Raw genomic sequence first — 21699 nt, forward strand, 5'->3', positions numbered from 1 at the left:
GCCGCTATGCGGGCGCCGTGGGCGTCGTCAGGCGGGACCGCCCGGTCCGTCGACGATGAGGCGACGCCCCGTGGCCCACGTCTCGAACGGGACGTACCCCAGCGCGTCGTAGAACCCGCGCGCACCGGTGTTGTCCGGCCGCACCATCAGCTGCACCTTCGGGCATCCCATCGCTTCCAGGAGCCGTTCGGCCTCGGCCACGAGGGCGCGACCGATCCCCCGCCCCCGGCGCGACGACGCCGAGGCCAGGTAGTACAGCCATCCGCGGTGACCGTCGTATCCGGCCATGACGCTGCCGACCACCGTGTCGCCGTCGGCGGCCACGAGGAAGAGCTCGGGCTGAACGGTGAGCTTCCGCCGGATGTCGGCGCGCGGATCGTTCCACGGCCGGGTGAGCCCGGCCTCCTCCCACAACGCCACGACCGCCTCTTCGTCCGCCGCCCGGAACGCGCGGATCTCCACACTCACCCCCGCACCTCGTCTCCCCGCACCTCGTCTCCCCGCACCTCGTCTCCCCGCACCTCGTCTCCCTGCACCTCGTCGACGAGCGCGTCGGCACGGGCGGTCCGGACATCGAGGCGGCGGGCGTCGGCATAGCGACGGAACCACGACACCTGGCGCCGCGCGTAGCGGCGCGTGAGCGCCTGCGTCTCGGCGATCGCCTCCGCGCGGGTCATCTCGCCGCGGAGCTGGGCCAGCGCCTGCGCGTACCCGATCGCGCGCGCCGCGGTGACACCGCGCTCGATCCCCTCGGCTCGCAGCGCGGACACCTCGTCGAGCAGCCCCTGCTCCCACATGGCCTCGACCCGCGCGTCGAGGAGGCCCACGAGCCTCTCGCGTTCGATCTCCGTCGCGAGGATCGTCGTCCGCGGATGCCAGAGGTCGGGCTCGGCGGGAAGGGCACCGCCATGGGTGTCCTCGCCCAGCGCCAGCACCTCCAGCGCGCGGACGACCCGTCGTCCGTTGCGCGGATCGATGCGTTCGGCGGCGGCGGGGTCCTCGGCCTTCAGGCGTGCGAAAAGCACGCCGGGACCCTCGCTCTCGAGCTCGGCCTCCAGCCCCGCGCGGACGGCGGAATCCCGCGGCGGGAAACGGAAGTCCCACAGCACGCTGGAGACGTACAGTCCCGAACCGCCCACGAGGATCGCATCCGCCCCGCGCGAGAACACGCCTGTGATCGTCTCGCGGGCCGTCGGCTGATACCAGGCCACCGCCGCTTCGTCGGTGACGGCGAGAGCGTCAAAAAGGTGGTGCGGGATCCCGCGCCTCTCCGGCGTCGGCAGCTTCGCGGTGCCGATGTCCATGCCGCGGTACAGCTGCATGGCGTCGGCGTTCACGATCTCCACCGCGCGTCCCCGCGCGTGGAGGGCGTGGGCCAGATCGAGCGAGAGCCCGGTCTTCCCCGTCCCGGTCGCACCGACGATCGCCCACAACCGCGGCGCGTCGTCGGCGGTCACACGCCGATACGCAGACTCGGAAGGCCCAGTGACACGGCGCGCGGGGCGCCCGCGTCGGCACCGGGTGCCGGAACGCCGCACGACTCCGCCTGCGCGCGGTCCCAGGCGTCGCCCGCCCGCGTGCGGCGGACACGCAGCGGCCCGCCGGTCACCGCATCGGCGACGAGGTAGAACGGCGCGGCACGCGTGACCTCCACAGAGACGACATCACCCGGGCGCGGGAGCGCCGAACCGTCGGGCACCTCGAAGTGGACGAGACGATTGTCTTCCGCGCGGCCCGTGAGGCGCCGCGTCGCCGCGTCCTTCTTGCCTTCGCCGGTCGACACCAGCACTTCGAGCACGCGCCCGACCTGGTTCTGGTTCTCTTCGAGGGAGATCCGCTCCTGTAGCGCGATGAGACGCTCGTAGCGCTCCTGGACGACCGCCTTCGGAACCTGATCGTCCATCGTCGCGGCGGGAGTGCCCTCGCGGATCGAGTACTGGAAGGTGAAGGCGCTCGCGAAGCGGGAGGCCTCGACCACCCGCATGGTCTCTTCGAAGTCGGCATCCGTCTCGCCCGGGAAACCGACGATGATGTCGGTCGTGATCGCGGCGTGAGGGATCTGGTCGCGGACACGCTCGAGGATGCCGAGGAACCGTTCGCTGCGGTACGACCGGCGCATGGCCTTGAGGATCCGGTCCGACCCCGACTGCAGCGGCATGTGCAGTTGCGGCATGACCGACGGGGTCTCGGCCATCGCGGCGATCACGTCGTCCGTGAACGCCGCCGGGTGCGGGCTGGTGAAGCGGATGCGCTCGAGACCGTCGATCTCGCCGGCCGCGCGCAGAAGCTTGCCGAAGGCGAGCCGGTCACCGAACTCGACGCCGTAGGAGTTGACGTTCTGCCCGAGCAGCGTGACCTCGATCGCCCCGTCGTCGACGAGGAGGCGGATCTCGTTCAGGATGTCGCCGGGACGACGGTCCTTCTCTTTTCCGCGGAGGCTCGGGACGATGCAGAACGTGCAGGTGTTGTTGCACCCCACGGAGATCGACACCCAGCCGCTGTGCACCGAGTCGCGTTTGGTGGGGAGCGTCGAAGGAAAGATCTCGAGCGACTCGAGGATCTCGAGTTCGGCCTCGCCGTTGTGGCGCGCCCGCTCGAGCATTCCGGGAAGGGACCCCATGTTGTGCGTGCCGAAGACGACGTCGACCCACGGCGCCTTCTGCTGCACGGCGTCCTTGTCCATCTGCGCGAGGCAGCCTCCGACGGCGATCTGCATGCCGTCGTGGGCGTCCTTGCGCGACTTGAGGTGACCGAGGGTGCCGTACAGCTTGCCGGCGGCGTTGTCGCGGACGGCGCACGTGTTGATCACGACGACGTCGGCGTCGGCACCGGCTTCGGCTCGGACGTAGCCGGCGCTCTCGAGCGAACCGGAGAGACGCTCGGAATCGTGCACGTTCATCTGACAACCGAAGGTCCGCACCTCGTAGGTGCGCGCGCGACCGTCGGCCGTGTGAGCGGCCGCGGAGGGCGCGATGAGCGTCGGTGTCGATACGGGGGTCGTCATGATGCGTGCCATTCTAAGCGCCGGTCGCCGGAGGAACACGGTCGGGAGGGAGCGCGCGCGGCCGGTACCGGACGTCAGTCGTCCGGGGTGAACCGGACGGCGGCCGACGCGGCCGGTCGTGAGAACGGGGCACGCCGGATGCCCGCTTCTGCCAGTGCCTGACGCGCAGCTTCGAGGGAGATCGACGACGAGTACCCTCGCCGGCCGAGTTGTCCGGCTAGGCGGCGCAGGCTGGCGTCGTAGTCCTTGCCGCCGACGTTGCGGGCCTTCGAGCGGGCGAACTCCAGCGCGCGTTCCGCGTCGTCGTCGGGCAGCTCGGCGATCGCGGCATCCGCGACTTCGCGCGAGATCCCGCGTTTGCGGAGAGTCTGCGCGACCGCACGACGACCCTGCCCTCGGCGTTCGATCGCCGACATCGCGAGCTGCTCGGCGAACGCCTCGTCGTCGAGGTAACCGAGGTCGACGAACTTCGTCACGACGTCCTCGATCACGGAGTCATCGACACCGTCGATCCCGCCGAGAGCCGTACGGGCTTCCGCCAGCGACAGGGAGTGCCCGCGAAGCTTGCGCAGGAGAACCGCCTCGGCGCGATCGCGGATCTCATCGGGCGATTCCGCGTCAACGGGATCGTCGAACGCGGCACCCGGGCGAGACCAGCCCTTCGCCTCGTCCCGGGGGGACGTCGACGTGGCCGCACGGTCGCGCGACGCCTGGGGAGCGGGAGCACGCGAACCGAAGAGAGGGATGACCGGCGCGAGGTCGTCACCGACCGCGCGGTCGCCCGCGTCGCGCTCCGCTTCGGCGGAGACGCGACCCGGGCGACGGGCGTCGTCTGTCATCAGGCGGGACGGCGGGCGGCCAGCTCGTCTGCGGCCGGAGCGGCGGTCGCGGCCGGAGCGCCGATACCGAGCTTGCCCTTGATCTTCGACTCGATCTCGGCCGCGACATCGGCGTTCTTGATCAGGAAGTTGCGGGCGTTCTCTTTGCCCTGCCCGAGCTGCTCGCCGTCGTACGTGTACCAGGCGCCCGACTTCTTCACGATGCCGTGCTCGACACCGAAGTCGATCAGGCTTCCCTCGCGCGAGATGCCCACGCCGTAGAGGATGTCGAACTCGGCCTGCTTGAAGGGCGGCGCCATCTTGTTCTTGACGACCTTGACGCGAGTGCGGTTACCGACCGCCTCGGTACCGTCCTTGAGGGTCTCGATTCGACGGATGTCGAGACGGACCGACGCGTAGAACTTCAGCGCCTTACCACCGGCGGTGGTCTCGGGCGAGCCGAAGAACACGCCGATCTTCTCGCGCAGCTGGTTGATGAAGATCGCGGTCGTCTTGGTGGTGTTCAACCCACCGGTGAGCTTTCGCAGGGCCTGCGACATCAGGCGAGCCTGCAGACCCACGTGCGAGTCGCCCATCTCACCCTTGATCTCGGCTTCGGGGACGAGCGCCGCCACGGAGTCGATGACCACGAGGTCGATGGCACCGGAACGGATCAGCATGTCGGCGATCTCGAGCGCCTGCTCACCCGTGTCGGGCTGCGAGACGAGGAGGGCGTCGATGTCGACCCCGAGCTTCTTCGCGTACTCGGGATCGAGCGCGTGCTCGGCGTCGATGAACGCCGCGATACCGCCCGCACGCTGTGCATTGGCGATGGCGTGGAGGGTCAGCGTGGTCTTACCCGAGGACTCCGGGCCGTAGATCTCGATGATGCGACCGCGGGGAAGACCGCCGATGCCGAGGGCCACGTCGAGGGCGACCGAGCCGGTGGGGATGGTCTCGATCGGGGCGCGCTCGTCGCTGCCCAGTCGCATGACCGAGCCCTTTCCGAACTGCCGGTCGATCTGGGCGAGGGCCGATTCGAGGGCCTTCTCGCGCTCTGCGGGTGAGGGCATGACGTCTTCTTTCTTCTCGCGATCCGTCGCCTATAGGCTGTCGTGCTCCCCTCCGACGGAGGGGATGCCCGACAAGGCGTTCAGAGTGTCGTTCGACATCGATCACGTTAGGGAGGGCCTCCGACATCGACGGAGGAAACCCCGGCTTCTGTGGACGAGAACGCCCGAAACTCCGATGTGCAGGAGCCTACGCCGAAATCGAACGAAGATTCGATGACACGCCGTGCGGCGCGTCGCGACACCCGAAGACGTGCCGGTCGTCGGCGAGGGCGCGCGCCGCCCGCGACGCGGCTCGTCAGACCCGAGGCGCGATCACCGGCGCCGTGGGTCGAGACGACCGACGCCGTACCGCCGCTCGGCAGGGACGTCCGTCTCCTCGCACAGCGCGAGCCACACGTCGCGCGGGTCGACGCCGGCGGCGAGGGCGTCCGCACTCGTGCGTCCGCCCACGGACGTCAGCACGAGGTCGGTCATCAGGGAACCGCCGCGCGCGCCGAACTCGTCGGCGACCGCGCGATCGAATTCGCTACGTCGCATTACGCGGGATCAGTGCAGGGAGAGCTCGGGCTCGACCGCTGCCACCAGGTCGTCGGGAACGACGTCGGGGAAGCTCTGCAGACCTTCGAGGACCGACAGGCGGTCACCGACCTCGCGCATGATGGTGGAGATCGGCACGTCGAGGGCTTCGGCGACCGAGGCGAGGATCTCGCTGGACGCTTCCTTCTGGCCGCGCTCGACCTCGCTCAGGTAACCGAGAGCCACACTCGCGCGGCTGGCGACCTGACGAAGGGTACGACCCTTCTGCTGGCGGAGCTCACGCAGGACCTCGCCGATCTCTTGACGGACCAGGATCATGTGAACCCCTCCTCACTACCGATTCCTCCGCTGCCCGGGTGGACAACGGTACAACACCGTTTCAGGTCACCCTAATGCCGCGCGCTGGGCACTGGATGGGAATCGCTGGGAACAACTCGGATGTGTCATCATTTGTTCCCCTCGGCACGAGCGGAAGCGCTCACAGCGCGGCGAGGGCGCGACGGATGGCGATGTGCGTCGCCTCCCGGCGGATGCGGTCTCGGTTGCCCGCCAGCACGAGGGAGTCCACGCGCGTCCCGAGGGGCGTCGAGACGGCGATGTGCACCGTCCCGACCGGTTGCCCGTCCTGCGGGTCCGGACCGGCGACCCCGGTGGTGGCGATACCGACGTCGGCCGGGATGCCGTCGTGTCCGAGGACGTCACGGACGCCCCGCGCCATCTGACGGGCGACGCGCGGATGTACGGCGCCGTGCGCCTCCAGGAGCGCGGGATCGACGCCGAGCACGCTCCGCTTCAGATCGGTCGCGTACGCCACGACTCCGCCCCGGACGGCGCGGGACGCACCCGGGATGTCGACGAGCGACGAGACGACCATGCCGCCGGTGAGCGACTCGGCGACGGCGACTGTCCAGCCGAGTTCGACGAGACGCTCGAGGAGTACGGCGGCGCTCTCGCGCGGGTCGCGCACGACGGTCTCGTCGAGGTCGTCGGGCACGCCGTCGATCATCGGCCGCCTCGCCGTGCGCGCGCCCCGCGAACCTCCGAGACGACGTAGTCGATGCCCGACGCGATGGTGAGGGCCACCGCGATGGTCATCGTCACCACCCCGGCCCACCACACGGTCGACTGCCAGACGGCGGCATCCGACAGGGATGCCAGCGGCAGGAGCGCGATCGAGAGCGCCACGGCTTGCGCCACGGTCTTGAGCTTGCCCATCCAGGCGGCGGCGAGCACGTGGTCGCTGACGACCATGAAGCGGTAGACGGTGATGCCGATCTCGCGGACCAGAACGACGATCGTCACCCACCAGTCCAGCTCGCCGAGGATCGACAACCCGACGAACGCGACGCCGGTGAGCGCCTTGTCGGCGATCGGATCGAGGAGCTTCCCGAGGTCGCTGACGATGTCGAACCGGCGCGCGATGTACCCGTCGACGCCGTCCGTGGCGATCGCCACAATGAAGACGATGCCCGCAGCCCAACGGAGCCCTCCCCCGGCCCCCGCGTCCGCGAGCAGCAGCCACAGGAAGACCGGCGCACACAGGATCCGCGCGATCGTGATCGCGTTGGGAAGCTGCGGGTGCACGGCCATCAGTCGCGTCCCGTCAGTTGCCAGGCGTCTTCGGAGTCCTCGTCGTCACCGACGACGGGAAGACCGTCGAACTGTGCCTCGACGGCATCCGGACCGTAGCGGTCGTCGTCGCCGCCGGCGGGCGGATCCTCGCCGCGCAGGCGGGCGAGGACGGCCGGAAGCTGCTCGTTCGTGACGAGGACGTCGCGGGCCTTGGAACCCTCCGACGGCCCGACGATCTCGCGCGACTCGAGGAGGTCCATGAGGCGCCCGGCCTTCGCGAAACCGACGCGGAGCTTGCGCTGCAGCATCGAGGTCGACCCGAACTGGGTCGAGACCACCAGCTCTGCGGCCGCTAGGAGCAGCTCCAGATCGTCGCCGATGTCGGCGTCGATCTCCTTCTTCTCGGCCGCCGCCTGCACATCGGAGCGGTACTCGGGACGCGCCTGCTGCGTCACGTGGGCCACGACGCGCTCGATCTCCTGTTCGCTCACCCACGCACCCTGCACGCGCAGGGCCTTGGACGCACCCATGGGCAGGAACAGGCCGTCGCCCTGCCCGATGAGACGGTCGGCGCCCGGCTGGTCGAGGATGACACGCGAATCGGTGACGCTCGTCACCGCGAACGCCAGACGCGAGGGCACGTTGGCCTTGATGAGACCCGTGACGACGTCGACGGAGGGGCGCTGAGTCGCGAGGACGAGGTGGATGCCGCTGGCGCGGGCCAGCTGCGTGATGCGGACGATCGAGTCCTCGACGTCGCGCGGGGCGACCATCATGAGGTCGGCGAGCTCGTCGACGACGACCAGCAGGTACGGGTAGGGCTTGAGCACGCGCTCGCTGCCCGCCGGGAGCTGGATCTCGCCCGCGACGACCGCTCGGTTGAAGTCGTCGATGTGACGGAAGCCGAACGACGCGAGATCGTCGTATCGCATATCCATCTCTTTCACGACCCACTGGAGCGCCTCGGCGGCCTTCTTGGGGTTGGTGATGATGGGGGTGATCAGGTGCGGCACGCCGGCGTAAGACGTGAGCTCGACGCGCTTCGGGTCGATGAGGACCATTCGCACCTCGGACGGCTTCGCCCGCATGAGGAGGCTCGTGATCATCGAGTTCACGAAGCTCGACTTGCCGGAGCCCGTGGACCCCGCGACGAGGAGGTGAGGCATCTTCGCGAGGTTCGCGACCACGAAGCCGCCGCCCACGTCCTTGCCGACACCGATCGTCATCGGGTGCGTCGAGGTGGTCGCGGCATCCGATCGGAGGATGTCGCCGAGCGTCACGATCTCGCGGTCGGCGTTGGGGATCTCGACGCCGATCGCGCTCTTGCCGGGGATCGGCGCGAGGATGCGCACCTCGTTGGAGGCGACGGCGTAGGCGATGTTGTTGGTCAGTGCGGTGATCCGCTCGACCTTGACGCCCGGTCCGACCTCGATCTCGTACTGGGTAACGGTCGGACCGCGGGAGAACCCCGTGACGCGTGCGTCGACCTTGAACTGCTCCATGACGCTCTCGATGGCGGCGACGACCGCGTCGTTCGCGGCGGAGCGCGCCTTGGGCGGCGTCCCCGCGGCGAGGGCGGCGACCGACGGCAGCCGGTAGTTCGCGGACGGCGGGAGCCCCGCGTTGTCACCGCCGAGGCCGGAGATGCCGGGGAGGTCGTCGTCGGGTTCGTCGACGGTCGGAGAATCGTCGTGGAGCCCGCGCCCGGTGGCGACGCCGGCCAGGGCACCCGGGTCGATGATCTCGGTGAGCGCGTCGGGTGCGGGTGGCATCGGCGGGCGAGCGGGCGGGGCCGCCGGCGGGGCCGCGGGAGCAGAGGGCGCGACGAAGGCGGACTCGAATCCCCCCTGGGTGGTGCCGGGTGAGAGCAGTGTCGTCAGGTCGTCGGAGCCGAGGTCGCCATCGACGTCCTCTTCGCGGCCGGACTTGTTCCTCCGCCACCAGGGCAACGACTTCTCGCCGGGCGTGTCGTCTTCGGCATCCACCGGCAGGACCGCCGTCGTCGCATCCTTCTCGACACGCTCGGCGCCGAACATCCAGGCGTACAGGTCGCCGAGGCGCTGGACGATGCGGTTCGGCGGGGTCTTCGTGAGGATCAGGACGCTCAGGACCGTCAGGAGCGACAGCGCGATGTACGCACCGACGTCCTTGAGCACGAACGCGAGCGGCTCGCCGCTCAGCCAGCCGGCCAGACCGCCCGCGAGACTGAGAGTGGGGAGCCCGGCGCTCGGAGCCGGGCGTCCGCCGGCGACGTGGCAGAACCCGGCCATCGAGATGACGAAGAGCGCGAAGCCGATACCGATTCGCCCGTTGTCGTGCACGGACGACGGGTGCCGGAACAACCACCCCGCCAGGAGCAGCAACAGCACCGGGAACACGAAGGCCACACGGCCGATGAGTCCGCCGAAGCTGTAGGCACTGATCGCCGCGGCGACCTCGGTGCCGATGAAGAACCATTCGACCACCGCACCGAGTACGGCGAGGAGGACGAGGAGGAACGGGAAACCGTCGCGACGCTGGTCGCGTTCGAGGGTCTCGGGGCCGAAGACGCGGAACATGCCGCCGACCCCGTGGGCCAACGCGGTCCAGGCGCGGACGGCGACGGGCGGCCTGTCGGGCTCGTCGACGTAGCGCTTGGGCGCGGGCGCCGACGCTTTCGGTCGCGCCTGTCCCTTGGCGGGGGCGCGACCGCCGGACGTGGACGTACTGCGGGGCATTCCTCCACGGTAGGCCGAGCTCCCGACATTCGCAGGGACCGACGCGGGGTTCGAGACCGGACCGATACCGCGGTTCAGCGCAGCGTCTTCACCATGACGTCGCGTCCCTGCCCCGCTCGGGTGACCGCGAAGCCCTCGGTGCGGTAGAACGTGCGGGCGAAATTGTCGCGCTCCACGCTGAGACTGATGCGCGAATAGCCCTGATCCCGGGCGTGGGCGACGAGACGCTGCAGGAGAGCCCGTCCGACTCCATGGGCCCGCCACACCGGACGCACGCCGATGATGAGCTCGGGGACGCCGGTGCCGACCCAGCCGAAGCCGGGCTCGCTGCGCGGCAGCATGCGGTACCAGGCCGCGCCGATCGCCTCGCCCGCGGGCGATTCGGCCACGAAACCCGCGTCGCCCGGTCGCTGCCACCCCGCGACGTACCGCTGATGGTCGGGGCTGCTGAGCACCTCATGACGCGGTCGGACGCTGCCGGCGCGCCAGTTCGCGGCTTCCACGGTCATGTCGGCGAGGAACGCGCCGTCGGACGGGAGAGCCGCGCGGATCGGGATGGCGGGCATGCCCGCATGATACCGATCCGCGCGGCGCGTCCGTGGGTCCGCTCCCCCGGCGGAGGGAGAGCGGGCCCGGGGTCATGCCTCGATGACGAGGGGCACGATCATGGGGCGTCGACGCAGCGACTGGTTCACCCAGCGACCGATCGTGCGACGCACCACCTGCGACAGCGCATGCGTGTCGCGCACGCCCGACTGGGCGGCCTCGGCCAGAGCGGCGGCGATCTTCGGCTTGACGCTCTCGAACACCGCGGCATCCTCCGCGAACCCGCGGGCATGCACCTCGGGACCGGAGATGATCTTGCCGGTCTGGCGGTCGACGACCACGATCACCGAGATGAACCCCTCCTCGCCCAGGATGCGGCGGTCCTTCAGGTCGGCATCCGTGATCTCGCCCACCGACGAGCCGTCGACATAGACGAAACCGATGTCCAGCTGACCCACCACCTCGGCGCGGCCATCGCGGAGATCGACCACCGTGCCGTTCTCGCCCAGGATGGTCCGGTCGGCGGGGATCCCCGTCTCCTGCGCCAGCTTCGCGTTGGCCATCAGGTGACGGAACTCGCCATGGACGGGCAGCACGTTCTTGGGCTTCAGGATGTTGTAGCAGTAGAGCAGCTCGCCCGCCGCCGCGTGACCCGAGACGTGCACCTTCGCGTTGCCCTTATGCACGACGGTCGCGCCGAGCTTCGTGAGCCCGTCGATGACACGGTAGACGGCGTTCTCGTTCCCGGGGATGAGGCTGGATGCCAGGATCACGGTGTCACCCTCGCCGGGCTCGATCGCGTGGTCGAGGTTCGCCATGCGGCTGAGCACGGCCATCGGCTCGCCCTGCGAACCCGTCGACATGTAGACGATCTTGTCGTCGGGCAGGTCGCGCGCCTTCTTGTAGTCGATCAGCACGCCGTCCGGGACGTTCAGATAGCCGAGGTCGGCGGCGATGCCCATGTTGCGCACCATGCTGCGCCCGAGGAGCGCGACCCGGCGGCCGTTGGCGTGCGCGGCGTCCAGAACCTGCTGCACCCGGTGCACGTGGCTCGAGAAGCTCGCCACGACGACGCGACGGGGGGCACGGGCGATCACCTGGTCCAGGACCGGGCCGATCGCGCGCTCCGTCGGCGTGAAGCCGGGGACGTCGGCGTTCGTCGAGTCGACGAGGAAGAGGTCGACGCCCTCCTCGCCCAGGCGCGCGAACGCACGGAGGTCGGTGATCCGACCGTCGAGAGGCAGCTGATCCATCTTGAAGTCGCCGGTGGCCAGCACGAGACCGGCGGGCGTGCGAATCGCCACGGCCAAGGCATCCGGGATCGAGTGGTTCACCGCGACGAACTCGAGGTCGAAGGGACCCACCTGCTCGCGCTGCCCCTCCTTCACCGTGAGCGTGTACGGCCGGATCCGGTGCTCCTTGAGCTTCGCCTCGATGAGGGCGAGCGTCAGGCCGGACCCGATGAGGGGGATGTCGTTCTTGAGCTTGAGGAGGTACGGGACGGCCCCGATGTGGTCCTCGTGCCCGTGGGTCAGCACGACGCCGACGATGTCGTCGAGGCGGTGCCGGATCGGCTCGAAGTCCGGCAGGATCAGGTCGACACCCGGCTGGTGCTCCTCGGGGAACAGCACGCCGCAGTCGACGATGAGGAGCTTCCCCTCGAACTCGAACACGGTCATGTTGCGACCGACCTCGCCGAGGCCGCCGAGCGGGACCACGCGCAGGGTTCCCGGAGCGAGAGTGGGGGGATCGTAAACGGTCGTGGGCATATGGTGCCTCCTCGGACGCCGCCCTGCGGCATCCCTTCGTGTGGCGTCCCTGGCCGCGGTTCGGCGGACGCCGATGCTTATCTCGTGGTGCCGTGCACCTTGGGCAGGGCACCGCCCGCCGCGGCGTTGCGGTCGGGACGGAAGTTGGAGAAGTCGGCGCCGGGCACGTCGCGGACCAGCGCGAGCTCGTCCTCGATCGTCGCGGCCTCCCACTCCTCCGGACCCACCAGGGGCAGGCGGACGCGGGGGCTGCCGATGCGGCCGAGGCCGTGGAGGATGTACTTCGCCGCGACCGTTCCCGGCACGTGCGTCATCACCGCGCGGACGAGCGGTTCGAGGCGCTTGTGCTCGGCGGTGGCCGTGGCGAGGTCGCCGCGGTTCACGGCATCCACGATCGTCCGATACGGGGCGGCGGCGATGTTGGCGGTCACACCGATGAGTCCCGAGGCTCCGATCGACAGGTGCGGCAGGACGTTGGCGTCGTCGCCGGAGAAGTACAGGAGGTCGGTCTGGTTCAGCACGCGGCTGACCTCGCTGAAGTCGCCCTTGGCGTCCTTCACGGCGAGGATGTTCGGGTGCTTCGCGAGACGCAGGATCGTCTCGTACTTGATCTCGACGCCCGTGCGACCGGGGATGTCGTAGAGGATCACCGGGAGGTCCGTCGCATCGGCGACGAGCCGGAAGTGGGTCAGGATGCCGGCCTGGGTGGGCTTGTTGTAGTACGGCGTGACGATCATGATGCCGTCGGCGCCGGCCTTCTCGCTGGCCTTGTACAGCTCGATCGCGTGCGCGGTCTCGTTCGAGCCGCCGCCGGTGATGATCTTCGCGCGACCGGCCGCCACGTCTTTGCCGACCTCGACGAGACGGAGCTTCTCCGGGTCGGTGAGCGTCGACGTCTCGCCGGTGGTGCCCGTGACGACGACACCGTCGGCGCCGGCGCTCACGACGTCGTCGATGTGCTTCTCGACCGCGGGCCAATCGACCTCGCCGTCGGCCGTCATCGGGGTGACGAGCGCGACGAGCACCTGACCGAAGGGGTTGCCGGAGTGCGTCATGCTCTCAGGTTATCGGTTCGGCTCGCTCTCCCCCCGGTCCTGCGGCCCCGGTGGATGAACATCGTCCGACGCGGGTCGGGTCGGGGCGCGAGGTCGTCCTAGGCTGACCGCATGGCCTGGACGACCCGCTCCACCCGCACCGTGTACGAGAACCGCTGGATCCGGGTGCGGGAGGACGAGGTCACGGGCCCGGACGGCGAGGGGATCTACGGCGTCGTCCGGATGCAGCAGCCCGCGGTCTTCGTCGTCGCCCTGGACGAGGACGATCGCGTCTGCCTCGTCGAGCTCGAGAGGTACACGACGGGCCGATCCCTGGAGGTCCCCGCCGGCGGCAGCGACGGCGAGGACCCGCTCGTCGCCGCCCAGCGGGAGCTGCTCGAGGAGACCGGTGTGACGGCCGCGACCTGGGAGCATCTGGGGCGCATGAACGCTCTCAACGGCATCGCCGAGGCGCCCGAACACGTCTACCTCGCGCGGGATCTCCGCATCGCGGATGCCACGTCCACGCAGCGCGAGGAGGGCATCGAGGCCGTGCGGTGGGTGCCCTTCGCGGAGGTGCTGGGCCTCATCGCCGACGGCGGGATCACGGACGGGGAGACGATCGCGGCGCTGGCCTTCGCCGGCATCCGTTCGGGTCGGTTCCGCTGAGTCAGCGGCCCCGCGACGCCGCACGCACGACCACACCGTCGGGGAGCAGGCGGGACACGGCGACGATCGCCCTGTAGCGCAGCGACGGGATGGACACCGAGCGGCCGCGGGCGGCGTCACGCAGCCCCTCGCGCACGACGGTGCCGGCGTCGAGCCACATCCCGGCCGGAACCCCCTCCTGCCCGGGCGGGAGTCCGAGGCGCTCGTGGAAGTTGGTGTGCACGAATCCCGGGCACACCGCCGTGACGGTCACTCCCCGCGGACCGTAGACCACGTTCGCCCAGCGGCTGAACGAGATCAGCCACCCCTTCACGGCGCCGTAAGTGCCGCGTGGAACGAATCCGGCCACCGAGGCGACGTTGATGATCCTGCCGCCGCCACGCTCGAGCATCGCGGGCAGAGCCGCGTGCGTGAGACGCATCGCGACCTCGACGTGCAACCGGAGGTGCCGCACCTCGTCGGCGATGTCGTTCTCCTCGAACGCCAGGTCGAGACCGAATCCGGCGTTGTTGACGAGGACGTCGACGCCGACGGCGAGACGCGCTTCGACCGCCGCGCGGTCGTCGTCGTCGAGAAGATCGGCGGGAAGGATCTCGACCCGGCTCCGGGAGACCGCGCTGATGCCGTCGGCCACCGCGGCGAGCGCCTCGCGGTCGCGCGCGACGAGGACGACGTCCGCGCCGTGGACGGCGAGCTGACGCGCAAACTCGGCGCCGAGGCCGGAGCTGGCGCCGGTGATGAGCGCGGTGCGTGTCATGGGCGGTCCGCCGGGACGTAGGTCTCGAAGCGATACCGGATGCCGGTGCGCGAGACGTGCCAGCCGTCGTCGGGGTCGGCGGAGGTTCGGGCCCATCCGGAAAGAGGCGGGGCGAACGTGTCGCCGTCGACCTCCAGATCGAGCTGCGTGACCTCGAGGGCGTCCGCCTTCCCGATGGCCTCGGCGTACAGTTGTCCGCCGCCGATCACCCACACCTCGGGTGTCGTGGACAGCGCGCGCGCGGCATCCAGGGAATCCGCTCGCTCGGCACCCTCGTCCGCCCAGTCGACCGAGCTCGAGACGACGATGTTCCGGCGACCAGGAAGGGGACGGAATCGCGGCGGGAGCGACTCCCACGTGCGGCGCCCCATGATGACGTCGGACTCCCCCGTCACGGCGCGAAAGTGGGCCAGGTCTTCCGGCACGTGCCAGGGCATCTCACCCGCGGCGCCGATGACGCCGCCGTGCGCCTGCGCCCAGACGAGCCCGAGCCTGCTCATACCGCGACGGCCGCCCGGATCGCGGGGTGGTGCCGGTAGTCCTCGACCACGATGTCGTCGTACGTGTAGTCGAAGATCGAGTCGGGCTTCCGGGCGAACCGGAGCGTCGGGTAGGGGTACGGATCACGCGAGAGCTGTTCCTGCACCTGCTCACGGTGGTTGTCGTAGACGTGGCAGTCGCCGCCGGTCCAGACGAACTCGCCCGGCTCCAATCCCGTCTGCTGGGCGATCATGAGCGTGAGCAGCGCGTACGAGGCGATGTTGAACGGAACACCCAGGAACATGTCCGCGCTGCGCTGATACAGCTGGCAGGAGAGCTTGCCGTCGGCGACGTAGAACTGGAACAGCGCGTGGCACGGGGCGAGCGCCATGTCGGGGATGTCGGCGGGGTTCCACGCCGACACGATCAGGCGACGCGAGTCGGGGTCGCGACGGATCTGCTCGATCACCTGCGAGATCTGATCGATCTCGCCGCCGTCGGCGGTCGGCCACGAGCGCCACTGGACGCCGTAGACGGGGCCGAGCTCGCCGGCGGCATCCGCCCACTCGTCCCAGATGGTCACGCCGTTGTCCTGCAGCCACCCGACGTTCGACTCGCCGCGCAGGAACCACAGCAGTTCGTAGACGATCGACTTCATGTGGACGCGCTTGGTGGTCACGAGAGGGAACCCCTGAGCGAGGTCGAATCGGATCTGTCGACCGAACACGCTCGTGGTGCCGGTGCCGGTGCGATCGGACTTGTGCACGCCCGAGGCGAGGACGTCGCGCAGGAGATCTTCGTAGGGCGTGGGGATGTCGGCGGTCACGGTTCTCACGATACCGGGGTCCTCCGACACCCGCGCGGAGCGCGCGGGCGCTCCGTCGTCGGAGAACCGCGTTGTCTGAGGGACCGCTGGGGAAACGCCGGGCGGGAGCGTCATTCGGGGACTCATCGGCCCGCGTCGTCCTCGCGCGCGTTAGCGTTATCGGTCGTGGACCTGACTCTTGCTCTCCTCGTGATCGCCGCGCTCGTCGTGGTCGCCGTGGGCGCCGGCGTCGTCTTCCGCCGCACGCAGGGCCGTGCTCGCACCGTGGACTCCGCCGAGATCGTCGACCCGCGCCGCCTCGGCGCCGACGGACTGGGCGAGGAGGCGACGCTGCTGCAGTTCAGCACCGAGATGTGCGCGCGCTGCCCGGGCGTCCACCGCATGCTGTCCGACATCGCCGACGACCGCGAGGGCGTACGCCACCTCGACGTCGACCTGACGCATCGTCCCGACATCGCCCAGCACTTCCGCGTGCTGCAGACGCCCACCACGCTCGTCCTCGACCGCCACGGTGCGATCCGCACCCGTTTCGGCGGTACCCCTGGCCGCGCCGTCGTCGAGCTCGAACTGAGCCGCCTGCAAGAGGAGTCCGCCCGTGCCTGAGGTCCAGCGCATCGATGTCCGAGGACCGCGGTTCGCGGCATCCATCACCACCGTCCTGCTCCTGATCGCGACCTTCCTGTCGTTGATCGGCGTCGCCACCGGCGACCTCGCCGCCGCAACGCTGTCGGCGCGCCTCCTCGACCCGGGCTTCCTGCTGGTCCTGGTGATCGCCCTCCTCTTCGTGTGGGGGGTCGCGTCGCCGCGCACCACCCCGTGGGGCGTCCTGTTCCGGCGGGTGGTGCAGCCGCGCCTGGCCCCGCCGACCGAGTTCGAAGACCCGCGCCCGCCGCGCTTCGCGCAGGGTGTCGGCCTGCTCGTCACGGCCGTGGGTCTTCTTCTGCACGTCGCGGGCGTGCCGTGGGCGCTCCCGATCGCCGCGGCGATGGCCTTCGTCGCCGCGTTCTTGAACGCCGTCTTCGGGCTGTGCCTCGGATGCCAGCTGTACCTCCTCCTCCAGCGTGCGGGCCTCATCGGTCGGCGTCGCCCCTCCGCCGCCTGAGCGCCGTCTAGGCGGGGGCTGTCAAGACCTCCGACGCGTCGGAGGCCGTGGCTAGGCTGACTTTCGCCGCAGCCGCTTCGGGCTGCGCGGAACACGGAGGTTCGAATGTCCGTCACGAGCGAAGCCACCACCGCCTGGAAGGGCAGCCTGTTCGAGGGATCGGGCGAGGTCACCTTCACGTCGTCGGGGATCGGCACGTTCGACGTGAACTGGAAGGCCCGTAGCGAGGGCTCCAGCTCGGTCACCACCCCCGAAGAGCTGCTGGCCGGTGCGCACTCGTCGTGCTTCAGCATGGCGCTCTCCAACGCCCTCGCCGAGAACGGCACCCCGCCCGAATCGATCGACGCGACCGCGTCGGTCACCTTCAAGCCGGGCACCGGGATCACCGGCAGCCACCTGAACGTCAACGCCGTCGTCCCGGGCCTGGATGCCGCGACGTTCGAGAAGATCGCGAACGACGCCAAGGCGAACTGCCCGGTCTCGCAGGCGCTCGCGGGCATCGACATCACCCTCGAGGCCACGCTTGCCTGAGTCCCCGGCTCGACGCGTCGTCCTCGCCGGCGCGTCGGGCCTCATCGGCTCGGCACTGGCCGAGGCGCTGCGCGCCGATGGCGTGGAGGTGACGTCGCTCGTCCGGCATCCCGCATCCGGCCCGCACGAGGTGCAGTGGCTGCAGGATGCCACCCCGCTCGATCCGGGCGTGCTCGCCGGCGCCGACGCGGTGGTGTGCCTGAACGGCGCCTCGATCGGGCGATTCCCGTGGACGCCGTCGTACAAGAGCCGACTGCTGTGGTCGCGGATCACCCCGACCCGCACGCTCGCCACCGCGATCCGGGCACTCGGCGACGACGCTCCGGCGCTCGTGAACGCCTCGGCGACCGGGTACTACGGATCGCAGCCGGGAGCGGTGCTCACGGAGTCGTCGCGACGCGGTGACGGATTCCTCGTCGACATCTGCGACGAGTGGGAGAACGCGGCCCGCGGTGCGGGACCGCGCGCCCGTGTCGCCCTGCTGCGCACGGCTCCGGTCGTGCACGAACGCGGCGTCCTCAAGCCGCTGCTCCTGCTCACGAAGCTCGGCGCCGCCGGGCCGATCGGTCGCGGCACCCAGGTGTGGCCGTGGATCACGCTGGAAGACGAGGTGCGCGCCATCCGGCACGTCATCGACTCCGACCTCGAAGGACCGGTGAACCTCACCGGGCCGACGCGGGCGACGGCGAACGACCTCGGGTTCGCCCTGGCCCGACGCATGAACCGCCCGTACGTGCTCCGCGCCCCCGTGTGGGCGATGAAGCTCGCGCTCGGCCGGGACGCGACGGAGGCCCTGCTCACCTCGGATGCCGATGTGCGCCCCGCCGTGCTCGAGGACGCGGGCTTCACGTTCCTGCACCGCACCGTCGAGGACGCCGTCGCGTCCGCCGTTCCCGCCGCTCGCTGACGCCGACGGCCGCGCCTCCGGGCGTCGGCCGTCGCGTCAGGCGACGCGTCGGTCGGCCGCCTCGAGGGCGATGGCCCGGCGCACCGCCTCGCGCGCCCGACGCCGGTCGCCGGACGCGTCGTACGCGAGACCGAGCCGGTACCACGCCCGCCAATCCGCCGGATGCGCCTCCACGTCGGCACGATAGTCGGGGAAGAGTGCGTCGGCGTCGGCGCGCGTCGCCCGCCCGCTCGGGCGCACCTCGAGCTCCTCGTCCGGCAGGGCACCCTCGGCATCCAGGATCTCGCCGAGCTTCTGGGCGCGCACACCGAACCAGAGTTCCCGGCCGATCGCCCACAGCGCGATGATCGGCAGCACGATCAGGGCCACGCCCATCGCGATTCCCACGCCCTCGCCGCTGCCGAGCAGCACGAGGGCGCGCTGGCCCGCGAGAACGACGTACAGCAGGAGGAGCACCGTCATGATCGCGACGGCGATGCGCGTCCTCATGCGCTGGTGACGCCCGCGACCTGACCGGAGACGTCTCCGTCGGCGATCGGCGCCTCCGCACGGGCGGGACGCGTACGTACGCCGATGTCGATGAAGCTGTCGAGCCCGACGACCACCCCGCGCGCCTCGCGCGCAGCGGCCATCGCGATGCGGATGCCGGGAGCGTAGGCCGTGGCCGGGTCGATGGTGTCGTGGACGATCGTGAGCGACTCTCCCGCGCCGGAGAGCACGGTCTCCTGGCGGGCGACGACACCGGGGCGTCGCAACGAATGGATCGGCACGGAGGCGACCTGCTGGCCCCGCGCGCGCTGGTCCACGTGGGGCGAGTGCACGGGACCGACCTTCTCGCGGGCCGCGGCGATGAGCTCGGCCGTCCGGACGGCGGTGCCGCTGGGCGAATCCACCTTCGTCTCGCGGTGCGCCTCGACGATCTCGATCGACGGGAAGAAGGGGGCCGCCGCGGCGGCGAGGGCGCTGCCGACCACGGAGCCGAGCGAGAAGTTGGGGATGAACACGGCGCCGGTGCCGCTGGCATCCACCAGGGGGCGCACCAGGGCGATGCGCTCGTTCGACCATCCCGATGTGCCCACGAGGACGTTGATCCCCCGCTCGATGGCCGCGCGCACCACGTCGATCGACACCGCGGGAGTCGATGCGTCGATGACCAGGTCGGCGCCGTCGAGTTCGGCGAGGTCGGATCGCGACCCGAGGACGGCGGCGACCTCGTACCCCTCTTCGGCCTCGACGACCTCGCGGATCACTCCGCCGAGCTTCCCGGTTCCGCCCACGATGGCAACGCGTGTGGTCATGCTGCCAGCCTAGGTGTCGGCGCGCCCCGCGGGCGGGGCCCGGGGAGGGACGCGCCGGTTCGACCCTCGCCTAGCATCGGAACGTGGTCTCGATTCGCCTCTCCCCCGTCGACGCCCCCGACGCGCACGCGCTGCTCGAGGAGTACTTCACGCTGCGCGCCTCGATCTTCCCCGGCGGCGGGTACCGCACCGTCTTCCCGTCGCCCGCGACGTTCGTCGAACCGGCCGGCGTCTTCGTCGTGCTGGACGACGACGAGGGTCGCCCGGCCGGATGCGGGGGCATCCGCCGCATCGACGACGGGCCGAACGGTCCGCGCGACGAGGTCAAGCACCTGTTCGTCCGCGACATCGGTCGCGGACGCGGGTGGGGGCGCCGGATCCTTCAGGACCTCGAACGTCGAGCCCGTGAACGCGGCGCCGCAGAACTCGTCCTCGACACCCACCACACGCTCGACGCGGCGGGCGGCCTGTACGCGCGTTCGGGTTTCCAGGCGATCCCCGCGTACAACGACAACGCCAACGCGACTGTGTGGTTACGTAAGGCTCTTTAACCGCGCGGGCCGGTCTCGGTTTGACAACAGTTCGCGGCACTCGGTGCGCCGCGCTGGCACGCTGTCCCACTCGAGGAGAAGGACGGCATCGATGCCCAGCTATATCGTCACGTATGACCTCCGTGCACCGGGGCGCGACTACCAGCCCCTGTACGCGTACCTCAACTCACTGCCCTACGCGGTAAGGCCCCTAGAGAGCGTGTGGCTGGTCGAAACGACCCTCTCGCCGTTTGAGCTGCGAGACGCACTTGCCAAAGTCGCTGACGCCAATGACGGCATCCTGGTGGTCCACGCATGCACCCCTGCCGCGTGGACCCACCTCAACGTGAAGCACGAAGCGATGCAGGGCCATTTCGACTGACTGCCATATCGCGACGAAGCCCCTCACCCGAGATGGATGAGGGGCTGGCGAAAGGGAAGTCAGTCGCCGCTCGGAACCTGCCGGATCATCTGAACGAGATCCGACCGAATCGCGAGGAAAGTTTCGTCACTGTGCCCCACGCGCTTGGCGAAGTGGACGAAGTCGTCTTTGACGTAGAACGAATCCGCTTCCACGGTCGTTATGTCGGGGAACACGGAGTCGATTTCGTAGTGAGCCATGGCCTGAGGTTAGCGCCGGCTCATGCCGATCATGTGGCAGGCCAGACCTCGGGCTCGATCTTCTTGTACAGCCGCTGGATGCTGGGCCAGGGATAGAACGCCGCGAAGTAGCCCGCTTCGCTGTCGTGCACGACGTTCACGCCGACCTCGTCCCAGGAGGTGATGGTTCCCTCCGGGTGGCGTTCAGCTCCGGTGAACTGGACGAGTACGACGTCTCCGGGCTTCACTTCGTGCTCTCTGTTCGCGCTCATGCTGAGACCCTAGCGACCGTGCCCGTCCTTGTGGGGTGAGATCTCGGGTCCACGCCGTTGTCTACGAGCTTCCGGGCCAAAGACTAAGCGGTGCGGGTCAGGTCGAAGGGGGCCGTCCAGCCTTCTCGTTCGATGAGCTCGTCTAGCGGCATCGAGAGGGCTTCGGCCAGCTCCGGATGTTCGTGGAGATCATTGATGCGCATTGCGATGGTGTAGAGGCTAGGAATCTTAGTTTCGGGCCAAGCAACGTCCCGGCGCACCGCGATCAGGAGATCTGCCATCAGTCGGAAGATGATCGTGCTGGAGGGCGACACGTTCGCTGCTGCGCGGTACCTGTAAAAGGCTTCCACGACCTCGTCTGACCCCCACACCGCAACGAATGTTTGGAAGTCGGCGATGACATCTTCCAATTGGGCGGCAGCTGCGACATTGCGCGATGGCGTGAGCAGGTCGCCAAGGGTCTGCAGGAACGGTTGATATAGCTCGTACTTCTTCTGGGCGACTCGATCTTCTAGCGCCCGGAGCCGAGCGGCTTCATGCTCCGCCTGCTGTGCACGACGGGCGGATCGCGATGCCCACAGCGCGGAGAAGATGGCCACGACTGCGGGAACGGCGAGGGCGACAATTTGGAGCCATACCGGGAGCGTCATGGCCAGA

28 protein-coding genes are annotated in these 21699 nt (G+C 69.7%); 7 read left to right on the top strand and 21 right to left on the bottom strand.

Features of this window, described 5'->3' with window-relative positions; genetic code table 11:
* Positions 1-27: 27 nt before the first annotated feature.
* The 13 genes from CSIV_RS04160 to dapA all read right to left on the bottom strand — a co-directional run bounded on the left by CSIV_RS04160 (position 28) and on the right by dapA (position 13091).
* Entirely contained in the window at positions 28-468 is a 441-nt protein-coding gene (locus tag CSIV_RS04160; RefSeq protein WP_077050166.1) for a GNAT family acetyltransferase, read from the bottom strand.
* Entirely contained in the window at positions 465-1457 is a 993-nt protein-coding gene (gene miaA / locus CSIV_RS04165) for a tRNA (adenosine(37)-N6)-dimethylallyltransferase MiaA (RefSeq protein WP_083734981.1), read from the bottom strand. Before miaA ends, CSIV_RS04160 begins: the two co-directional genes overlap by 4 nt.
* Positions 1454-3004, bottom strand: coding sequence for a tRNA (N6-isopentenyl adenosine(37)-C2)-methylthiotransferase MiaB (miaB, locus tag CSIV_RS04170; RefSeq protein WP_077050610.1), 1551 nt, complete (start codon positions 3002-3004; stop codon positions 1454-1456). Before miaB ends, miaA begins: the two co-directional genes overlap by 4 nt.
* Before the next feature lie 74 nt (positions 3005-3078).
* Complete coding sequence (locus CSIV_RS04175; RefSeq protein ID WP_077050167.1) at positions 3079-3843, bottom strand: regulatory protein RecX; 765 nt, start codon at positions 3841-3843, stop codon at positions 3079-3081.
* Positions 3843-4895, bottom strand: a complete 1053-nt coding sequence (gene recA / locus CSIV_RS04180) for a recombinase RecA (protein ID WP_077050168.1) — start codon at positions 4893-4895, stop codon at positions 3843-3845. The genes CSIV_RS04175 and recA overlap by 1 nt, the downstream gene beginning before the upstream one ends.
* Before the next feature lie 312 nt (positions 4896-5207).
* The gene (locus CSIV_RS04185; protein ID WP_077050169.1) at positions 5208-5432 is read right to left on the bottom strand and encodes a DUF3046 domain-containing protein; all 225 of its coding nucleotides are present in this window, start codon (positions 5430-5432) and stop codon (positions 5208-5210) included.
* A gap of 9 nt (positions 5433-5441) precedes the next feature.
* On the bottom strand, positions 5442-5750 hold the full coding sequence (locus CSIV_RS04190) for a helix-turn-helix domain-containing protein (RefSeq protein WP_076490831.1): 309 nt from the start codon (positions 5748-5750) through the stop codon (positions 5442-5444).
* A 160-nt stretch (positions 5751-5910) separates the two neighbouring features.
* Entirely contained in the window at positions 5911-6438 is a 528-nt protein-coding gene (locus CSIV_RS04195) for a CinA family protein (RefSeq protein WP_077050170.1), read from the bottom strand.
* Positions 6435-7022: a CDP-diacylglycerol--glycerol-3-phosphate 3-phosphatidyltransferase gene (gene pgsA, locus CSIV_RS04200; RefSeq protein ID WP_077050171.1), complete on the bottom strand. Its 588-nt coding sequence runs from the start codon at positions 7020-7022 to the stop codon at positions 6435-6437. Before pgsA ends, CSIV_RS04195 begins: the two co-directional genes overlap by 4 nt.
* Positions 7022-9721: a DNA translocase FtsK gene (locus CSIV_RS04205; RefSeq protein WP_077050172.1), complete on the bottom strand. Its 2700-nt coding sequence runs from the start codon at positions 9719-9721 to the stop codon at positions 7022-7024. Before CSIV_RS04205 ends, pgsA begins: the two co-directional genes overlap by 1 nt.
* 74 nt (positions 9722-9795) lie before the next feature.
* Positions 9796-10287: a GNAT family N-acetyltransferase gene (locus tag CSIV_RS04210; RefSeq protein ID WP_077050173.1), complete on the bottom strand. Its 492-nt coding sequence runs from the start codon at positions 10285-10287 to the stop codon at positions 9796-9798.
* 72 nt (positions 10288-10359) lie between these two features.
* The gene (locus tag CSIV_RS04215) at positions 10360-12036 is read right to left on the bottom strand and encodes a ribonuclease J (protein WP_077050174.1); all 1677 of its coding nucleotides are present in this window, start codon (positions 12034-12036) and stop codon (positions 10360-10362) included.
* A 77-nt stretch (positions 12037-12113) separates the two neighbouring features.
* Positions 12114-13091 carry a 4-hydroxy-tetrahydrodipicolinate synthase gene (dapA, locus tag CSIV_RS04220; protein ID WP_077050175.1) on the bottom strand — a complete coding sequence of 326 codons (978 nt, stop codon included), beginning with the start codon at positions 13089-13091 and terminating at the stop codon, positions 12114-12116.
* Positions 13092-13202: 111 nt separating this feature from the next.
* On the opposite strand from dapA, the gene CSIV_RS04225 reads away from it, so the two are divergent.
* Complete coding sequence (locus CSIV_RS04225) at positions 13203-13739, top strand: NUDIX domain-containing protein (protein ID WP_077050176.1); 537 nt, start codon at positions 13203-13205, stop codon at positions 13737-13739.
* A gap of 1 nt (position 13740) precedes the next feature.
* On the opposite strand, the gene CSIV_RS04230 is transcribed toward CSIV_RS04225, so the two are convergent.
* From CSIV_RS04230 to CSIV_RS04240, 3 genes are read right to left on the bottom strand one after another with little or no spacing between them, the layout of a single operon-like run.
* Positions 13741-14496, bottom strand: a complete 756-nt coding sequence (locus tag CSIV_RS04230; protein WP_077050177.1) for an SDR family NAD(P)-dependent oxidoreductase — start codon at positions 14494-14496, stop codon at positions 13741-13743.
* Entirely contained in the window at positions 14493-14996 is a 504-nt protein-coding gene (locus CSIV_RS04235; RefSeq protein WP_077050178.1) for a dihydrofolate reductase, read from the bottom strand. Before CSIV_RS04235 ends, CSIV_RS04230 begins: the two co-directional genes overlap by 4 nt.
* A complete protein-coding gene (locus tag CSIV_RS04240) occupies positions 14993-15802 on the bottom strand; it encodes a thymidylate synthase (protein ID WP_077050611.1) in 810 nt (269 codons plus the stop codon). The genes CSIV_RS04235 and CSIV_RS04240 overlap by 4 nt, the downstream gene beginning before the upstream one ends.
* Before the next feature lie 165 nt (positions 15803-15967).
* On the opposite strand from CSIV_RS04240, the gene CSIV_RS04245 reads away from it, so the two are divergent.
* The 4 genes from CSIV_RS04245 (at position 15968) to CSIV_RS04260 (ending at position 18342) form a co-directional block, all read left to right on the top strand.
* The gene (locus CSIV_RS04245; RefSeq protein ID WP_076490839.1) at positions 15968-16405 is read left to right on the top strand and encodes a TlpA family protein disulfide reductase; all 438 of its coding nucleotides are present in this window, start codon (positions 15968-15970) and stop codon (positions 16403-16405) included.
* A complete protein-coding gene (locus CSIV_RS04250) occupies positions 16398-16904 on the top strand; it encodes a DUF4395 domain-containing protein (protein ID WP_077050179.1) in 507 nt (168 codons plus the stop codon). Before CSIV_RS04245 ends, CSIV_RS04250 begins: the two co-directional genes overlap by 8 nt.
* A 105-nt stretch (positions 16905-17009) precedes the next feature.
* Entirely contained in the window at positions 17010-17435 is a 426-nt protein-coding gene (locus tag CSIV_RS04255) for an OsmC family peroxiredoxin (protein ID WP_077050180.1), read from the top strand.
* Entirely contained in the window at positions 17428-18342 is a 915-nt protein-coding gene (locus CSIV_RS04260; protein ID WP_077050181.1) for a TIGR01777 family oxidoreductase, read from the top strand. Before CSIV_RS04255 ends, CSIV_RS04260 begins: the two co-directional genes overlap by 8 nt.
* 36 nt (positions 18343-18378) lie before the next feature.
* On the opposite strand, the gene CSIV_RS04265 is transcribed toward CSIV_RS04260, so the two are convergent.
* Positions 18379-18831 (bottom strand): hypothetical protein, encoded by a 453-nt coding sequence (locus CSIV_RS04265; protein ID WP_077050182.1) that lies wholly within the window; start codon positions 18829-18831, stop codon positions 18379-18381.
* On the bottom strand, positions 18828-19640 hold the full coding sequence (gene dapB / locus CSIV_RS04270; protein ID WP_077050183.1) for a 4-hydroxy-tetrahydrodipicolinate reductase: 813 nt from the start codon (positions 19638-19640) through the stop codon (positions 18828-18830). Before dapB ends, CSIV_RS04265 begins: the two co-directional genes overlap by 4 nt.
* 83 nt (positions 19641-19723) lie before the next feature.
* Between dapB and CSIV_RS04275 the strand changes: the two genes are divergently transcribed.
* Both CSIV_RS04275 and CSIV_RS04280 read left to right on the top strand, forming a co-directional pair.
* Positions 19724-20191: a GNAT family N-acetyltransferase gene (locus tag CSIV_RS04275; RefSeq protein ID WP_077050184.1), complete on the top strand. Its 468-nt coding sequence runs from the start codon at positions 19724-19726 to the stop codon at positions 20189-20191.
* Positions 20192-20282: 91 nt separating this feature from the next.
* Entirely contained in the window at positions 20283-20552 is a 270-nt protein-coding gene (locus CSIV_RS04280; RefSeq protein ID WP_077050185.1) for a hypothetical protein, read from the top strand.
* A 59-nt stretch (positions 20553-20611) separates the two neighbouring features.
* Here CSIV_RS04280 and CSIV_RS04285 read toward each other — a convergent pair whose 3' ends face one another.
* From CSIV_RS04285 to CSIV_RS04295, 3 genes are all read right to left on the bottom strand, one after another.
* A complete protein-coding gene (locus CSIV_RS04285) occupies positions 20612-20791 on the bottom strand; it encodes a hypothetical protein (protein WP_077050186.1) in 180 nt (59 codons plus the stop codon).
* 29 nt (positions 20792-20820) lie between these two features.
* Complete coding sequence (locus tag CSIV_RS04290) at positions 20821-21042, bottom strand: hypothetical protein (protein ID WP_077050187.1); 222 nt, start codon at positions 21040-21042, stop codon at positions 20821-20823.
* Positions 21043-21125: 83 nt separating this feature from the next.
* Complete coding sequence (locus CSIV_RS04295; RefSeq protein WP_077050188.1) at positions 21126-21692, bottom strand: hypothetical protein; 567 nt, start codon at positions 21690-21692, stop codon at positions 21126-21128.
* Positions 21693-21699 lie beyond the last annotated feature (7 nt).

Source organism: Microbacterium sp. CSI-V (assembly GCF_001984105.1).
In the GTDB taxonomy this organism is placed as follows: Bacteria; Actinomycetota; Actinomycetes; order Actinomycetales; family Microbacteriaceae; genus Microbacterium.